Annotated in this window: 5 protein-coding genes; all 5 read right to left on the bottom strand. The window is 52.2% G+C overall.

All coding sequences use genetic code 11. From position 1 onward, the window contains the following. Nucleotides 1-600: 600 nt before the first annotated feature. Nucleotides 601-1152 (bottom strand): nucleotidyltransferase family protein, encoded by a 552-nt coding sequence (locus LQ229_RS26690; protein ID WP_230193396.1) that lies wholly within the window; start codon nt 1150-1152, stop codon nt 601-603. Nucleotides 1153-1163: 11 nt separating this feature from the next. Then, nucleotides 1164-1814, bottom strand: a complete 651-nt coding sequence (locus tag LQ229_RS26685; protein WP_216541183.1) for an HAD-IA family hydrolase — start codon at nt 1812-1814, stop codon at nt 1164-1166. 161 nt (nt 1815-1975) lie between these two features. Next, nucleotides 1976-3139, bottom strand: coding sequence for a multiple monosaccharide ABC transporter permease (gene mmsB / locus LQ229_RS26680; protein ID WP_230193395.1), 1164 nt, complete (start codon nt 3137-3139; stop codon nt 1976-1978). After that, nucleotides 3114-4673: a multiple monosaccharide ABC transporter ATP-binding protein gene (gene mmsA, locus LQ229_RS26675; RefSeq protein WP_230193394.1), complete on the bottom strand. Its 1560-nt coding sequence runs from the start codon at nt 4671-4673 to the stop codon at nt 3114-3116. Before mmsA ends, mmsB begins: the two co-directional genes overlap by 26 nt. 142 nt (nt 4674-4815) lie before the next feature. Then, nucleotides 4816-5922 carry a multiple monosaccharide ABC transporter substrate-binding protein gene (chvE, locus tag LQ229_RS26670; RefSeq protein ID WP_230193393.1) on the bottom strand — a complete coding sequence of 369 codons (1107 nt, stop codon included), beginning with the start codon at nt 5920-5922 and terminating at the stop codon, nt 4816-4818. Nucleotides 5923-6160: the final 238 nt, after the last annotated feature.

Genomic DNA, 6160 nt, shown 5'->3' with positions numbered 1-6160 from the left:
AAGTAGAGCTACGTGAGATAGTCCCAGCATAACTGTAACTTTATGGATATTAATGTTGCTTAGGAAACCTTTTCGGTCCAAGGGACTTTAGCGCTTTAATGTTAAATAGTTTATTTTCGTACAAATGTCGGGTTTGTGCAATAGCGTCGCATCGAGAAATTGCTATCCGGACCGTACGGCCGTTATGATGCCTCCATATCGCTTATTCGCTGTTTAGGCAGACATTGGTTCCGTTATTCGTTCGTCGTAGGGCTTGTTTTTGCACTTTTGCCGCGAATAAAGGATCGTCTGTCCGCAAACGGTCCGAAATCGGGCCGTTTGTCATCATTAACGGATCCTGTGTTCGCGAATTTGGGGAGTAGGGCCGCAGAATAAATGCGAAGGAATAGCAGGTAATCACACAGTTGTTTTAATATTGCTGAAAAAAGTTAATGCAACGCCAGTGGGAAAAAGGCGGTAAAACCGCCGATTTCCAATGAATAACGGTGCGTACTTTCGCTAGAATGAGGATGTCTTCATTTTAAGCCCAATAAGGATTGTCAGTTTCATTAACGCCAAACGAGCAGCGCAGGTACGCGCGGATCGCATGCGGGGGAACGGCTAATCCTCGATAATGTCGATCCGCGGCCACTTCGCTTTCCACCCCTTCTTCCTTACCCGTTCCAAGTAATCATCCTTGTCCGTAAAGAATGGGCTTCTTCTCACGACCATCCCGAACAAGTCTTCCAGCCCGTGGGGAGCGCATAATTCGATTCGCCCGTCCCCGGTTCGCCTCGCGCCGATCGCCGTAACGGTTTCCGGCCATCTGCTCATAGCGTCTGCTGTTGACCGATAAGGCTCCGCGTTATTGCGAATATGCATCCTCGCCTGATTTTTGACGGACCATTTCCGGTTTCCGGTCGCGGCGATGAGCGTTTGCGTTAACCGCCGGTCCCGCTCTTCGAACGGCTTGTCCGCGTCATAAAATACGACATCGATATCGTCATGCGTTTCCCGAGGACCCCATCCATGCAGCCGATCCCATACGTAATTCCGGATATACCCCGCAGCGATGAAGCATTGAGGCAAGTTCAACTCTTGGACGATCAGCAAGTCATTCATCAGCGCATCGTATTCGAATAAGTAGGCTATGAGCCGGTTCTCCATTTCCATATGCTTTCTTCCTATTCCCGATCCAGCACGGCATGCAGTAAATCCGAGACGCTCGCAAACTCGTAATCGGGCCGTACCGAGAACGGCTTGCCGTGGGAATGTTCGAGCCATGTCACGCCGGCCGTCTTCACATTCGCTCTAATGCCGGCCTCGATGTCCGCGTCGCTGTCGCCTACATAGAGCGTTTCCCGGACCGACGCGCCAAGCATGTTCATCGCTTTTACGATTCCTTCCGGATCGGGCTTCGGCTTGACGACATCGTCCCCGGTAATGGCCGCTTGAAACATGCCGCTTGGAAAAAGATAGTTTACGGATATCTCGTAACTCCTTCTCGCTTTTCCCGTCACGATTCCAACGGCGATTCCTTCCCGTTTCAGCCGATTCACCATGTCGATCATTTCCGCCCGCACGCCCACTGCGTTGCGATGTTCTTGATCGTAATAACGGTAGTAATCTTCAATCGCCGCATCCACCCGCTCCTGTTGCAGCAAGTTTTCTTTGATAATCCCCACTTCCGACGGTCCGAACATCGAGACGATGTCCTCCTCTCCGATATCCCTGCCGTCATAGGTACGGAATACCTGTTGAAACGCGTAAAAGCAAATCGGCAGGGTGTCGGCAAGCGTCCCGTCAAAATCGAATAACACGGTGCGAAACTTCATTGAAAATCACCTCGACTCGTATTTGCGCGGCAAACCCGCAGCGTTTACCATTTCGACGAGGATTGCGGCAAGTCCTGTATTTGCGAACGAACGAAATAGGGCCGCCTTCGAGCAGATCGTATAATCCGCCGGGCAGCCCAGGCACAATAGGCCACAATTGCCTATGCGCTTTTATTTTTATTGTAAATATCGAAAGCGACCGCGAGCAGCAATACCAAGCCTTTAATCCCTTGCTGCCAATCGATCCCGAGCCCGACGAGCGACATGCCGTTATTCATGACGCCCATGACCAGCCCGCCGACAATCGCGCCGATGACGGTGCCGACGCCGCCGGTGGCCGACGCTCCGCCGATAAAGCACGCAGCGATCGCGTCGAGCTCGAAGTTGACGCCTGCCTTGGGCGTCGCCGCGTTCAAGCGGGCGGCAAAGATCAGGCCGGAAAGCGCCGCAAGCGCTCCCATATTCACAAACACCCAGAACGTTACCCGCTTCGTCTTGACGCCGGACAGCTTAGCCGCTTTTTCATTGCCGCCGAGGGCGTATACATGCCGTCCCATGACCGTTTTATTCGTTACGAAGGAATAAACGGCGACAAGAATAAACAGCAAGATCAAGATGTTCGGTATTCCTTCATAGCTGGCCAGAACATACGTGAAAACGTTGATAATCGCGACCATCGCTACAAGTTTGGCGACGAACAAACCGGCGGGAAGGACATCGAACAGGTACTTCCGCTGGTTCAGCCGTTTCCTCCACTCGATTGCAATAAAAACAGCGGACAAGACAGCGCCTGTTACGACGCTTAACAAATGAAGCGTTCCGCCGCCGAACCAATCCGGAATAAAGCCGGTGCTTATATTGCGGAAGCCGTTCGGAAACGGCGCGATCGATTGGCCTTTCAGCACGATCATCGTCAAGCCCCGGAACAGCAGCATGCCCGCCAGCGTGACGATGAAGGAAGGGATTCTCACATAGGCGACCCAGAATCCTTGCCAAGCCCCGATCAGCGCGCCGATAATCAATGAAATGACGACGGCCGCCGCAAACGGAACTTGCATATCGACCATGAGAATGGCCGAGACGGCCCCCACGAAGGCGGCGACCGAACCGACCGACAAATCGATATGGCCGGTAATAATGACGAGCACCATGCCGATCGCGAGTACGAGAATATAACTGTTCTGCAAAATCAAGTTCGTAATGTTTAAGGGCTTCAGCAAAATGCCGCCGCTCAAGATTTGGAATAGAATCATAATTAAGACCAGCGCAACGATCATCCCGTATTGGCGGATATTGCTCTTAAACAATCTGGTCAGCTCTTCCATGTCCGGTCCCCCCCGATTTGGTCATATATTTCATCATTTTCTCCTGTGTCGCTTCCGTCCGCGGCAATTCGCCGGTTATTTTCCCTTCGTTCATGGCGTAAATGCGGTCGCATATGCCGAGTATTTCCGGCAGTTCCGACGAAATGACGAGAATTCCCTTCCCGTCCGCCGCCAATTGTTGAATGATCGTATAAATCTCGTATTTGGCGCCGACATCGATGCCGCGGGTCGGTTCGTCCAGTATTAAAATTTCGGGTTCGGCAAAAATCCATTTGCTTAGGACGACCTTTTGCTGATTGCCGCCGCTTAAATTCATCGTTTTCTGCAAAACGCTCGGCGTTTTAATATTCATCTTGCGCCGGAACGACTCCGCCTCCGCGATTTCCCGATTTTCGTCGATGACGGTTTTGCTCGCGATTTTGTTCAAACTCGCCAGCGAAATATTGCGTTTGATATCGTCGATGAGAATCAAACCGTAAGTTTTACGGTCTTCGGTGACGTAAGCGATGCCTTGTTCGATCGCCTGATTGATGTTGTCCAGCCGGATCTCCTTCCCGTTCATGAAGGCGCGGCCGCTAATTTTTTTGCCGTACGATTTGCCGAATATGCTCATCGCCAGCTCCGTTCTGCCCGCTCCCATCAACCCGGCGATGCCTACGATTTCTCCCCGGCGGATATAGAGGGAAACATCGTCGATCACTTTGCGGTCGGGATGCGATTCATGATATACGTTCCAATCGCGAACTTCGAAAATAACGTCCCCAATCTGCGGTTCCCGCTGCGGATAACGATGCGTTAAATCTCTGCCCACCATCCCTTTAATAATGCGATCCTCGGTCACGCGATCTTCCTTCGTATCCAACGTTTCGATCGTCCGGCCGTCGCGCAAAATCGTGATGGAATCCGCTACTTTGGAAATTTCGTTTAATTTATGGGAGATCAGGATCGAGGACAACCCCTGCTTTTTAAATTCCAACAACAATTGCAGCAAATTTTCGCTGTCGTCTTCGTTCAGCGCGGCCGTAGGTTCGTCCAGTATCAACAGCTTCACCTTTTTGGACAGCGCCTTGGCAATCTCGACCAACTGCTGCTTGCCAACGCCCAGATTCGACACGAGCGTCGTCGGCGATTCCGCCAGCCCAACCTTGGCAAGCAGTTCCGTCGTTTTCGTTATCGTGCCGTTCCAATCGATGATGCCGCCGCGGGCTTGCTCGTTGCCGAGGAATATGTTTTCCGCGATCGATAAATACGGAATCAAAGCTAATTCCTGATGGATGATGACGATGCCCATTTGCTCGCTTTGTTTAATGTCCTTGCATTCGCACGCCATCCCTTGAAAACGAATTTCGCCGCTGTACGATCCGAACGGGTATACCCCGCTGAGCACCTTCATCAGCGTCGATTTTCCCGCGCCGTTCTCGCCGCAAAGCGCATGGATTTCGCCCGTTTTGACCCGCAGATTCACATCTTCGAGCGCCTTGACCCCAGGGAACGTCTTCGTGATGTTTCTCATTTCCAATATGAATTCCGACATGCGGCCACAACCTTCCATATCGTAATAGTCGACTTGCGGACGCTCGCGCGCTAGCCTTCCGCCGCCGTCAAGCGGGAAGTCCGCCCGGACGAAGCTTCCGCATGTCCGGGCGGAATCGCGCAGATCGCCTGCGTGCCGCTAGTTATAGACCCAACTGGTCTTTCGTATAATATCCGGTATCTACGAGAGCCGGCTCGACGTTCGTCGCATCGACCGACACAGGCTCAAGCAGGTAGGAAGGAACGACCTTCACGCCATTGTCGTACGTTTCCGTGTCGTTGACTTCCACTTCCTTGCCTTTCAGCAAGCTGTCCGCCATCGAAACGGCGATTTTCGCGAGTTCTCTCGTATCTTTAAAGACGGTGTGCGTTTGCTCGCCGGCAAGAATCGACTTGATCGAAGCCAGTTCGGCGTCTTGCCCGGTGACGACCGGCATCGGCTTGCTGTTTCCGTATCCAACGCCTTTCAAGGAAGAGATGACCCCGATGCTGATGCCGTCATAAGGCGACAATACCGCATCCAATGTTTCCGTCGAATAGTTCGCGCTAAGCAGATTGTCCATCCGCGCTTGCGCCAGCGCGCCGTCCCAACGCAATGTCGCGACTTGCTCGAATTTCGTTTGGCCGCTGCGGATGACGAGTTTCCCGGAATTGATATAAGGCTGCAGCACGGACATCGCGCCGTCGAAGAAGAAGTAAGCGTTGTTGTCGTCCGGGGAACCGCCGAATATTTCGATATTGAACGGTCCTTTGCCGTCTTTCAGCCCCAGCTTGTCTTCGATGTACGTTCCTTGCTGCACCCCGACCTTGAAATTGTCGAACGTGGCATAGTAGCTTACATGGTCCGTATTGCGAATCAACCGGTCGTAAGCGATGACGTCGATATTTTGGTCATGCGCTTTTTGCAGCACTTCCGTGAGCGATTCGCCGTTGATCGACGCAATGACGAGGATGTCGACTCCTTTCGTGATCATATTTTCGATTTGGGATACCTGGTTCTCGATGACGTCCTCGGCGTATTGCAAATCGGCTTGATAGCCCAGTTTCTCGAATTCCTTCACCATATTCGCGCCGTCGTTCACCCACCGTTCCGACGATTTCGTCGGCATGGAGATGCCTACTTTCCCTTGGCTGCCTCCTCCGCCGGAGCCATCTCCGGCTTCGTTGCCGCCTCCCCCGCCATTGCCGGCGCATGCCGCCAATGCCCATACCATCGCCAGCAATAACGCCACCGTTAACGTTCTTTTCATCCTACCTTCCCCCTTATGCTTTTGATCAGCTTGAGTATAACAACCGCATCCCGTTTCCGTATTTACAATGAATTATCCTTTTTTATAAAAATTGAACTTTCATATGTTAGTGCTAGAGTGAAAGGCTGGGCGGGGCCCAGCCCCTCCTCATCAAACCGTACGTGAGGTTTTCCCTCATACGGCTTTCCGATGTTCGTCATCATGAGCATGCAGATTACAAGAGCGTTTTAAGTCCATA

This window comes from Paenibacillus sp. CECT 9249 (assembly GCF_918697855.1).
GTDB lineage: Bacteria > Bacillota > Bacilli > Paenibacillales > Paenibacillaceae > MSJ-34.
This window is presented reverse-complemented; position numbering and strand designations above follow the sequence as displayed.

Coding starts and splice junctions, on each gene's coding strand:
- LQ229_RS26690 (WP_230193396.1), bottom strand. CDS start 1,152: ATGGAAATGGAGAACCGGCTCATAGCCTACTTATTCGAATACGATGCG.
- LQ229_RS26685 (WP_216541183.1), bottom strand. CDS start 1,814: ATGAAGTTTCGCACCGTGTTATTCGATTTTGACGGGACGCTTGCCGAC.
- mmsB (WP_230193395.1), bottom strand. CDS start 3,139: ATGGAAGAGCTGACCAGATTGTTTAAGAGCAATATCCGCCAATACGGG.
- mmsA (WP_230193394.1), bottom strand. CDS start 4,673: ATGTCGGAATTCATATTGGAAATGAGAAACATCACGAAGACGTTCCCT.
- chvE (WP_230193393.1), bottom strand. CDS start 5,922: ATGAAAAGAACGTTAACGGTGGCGTTATTGCTGGCGATGGTATGGGCA.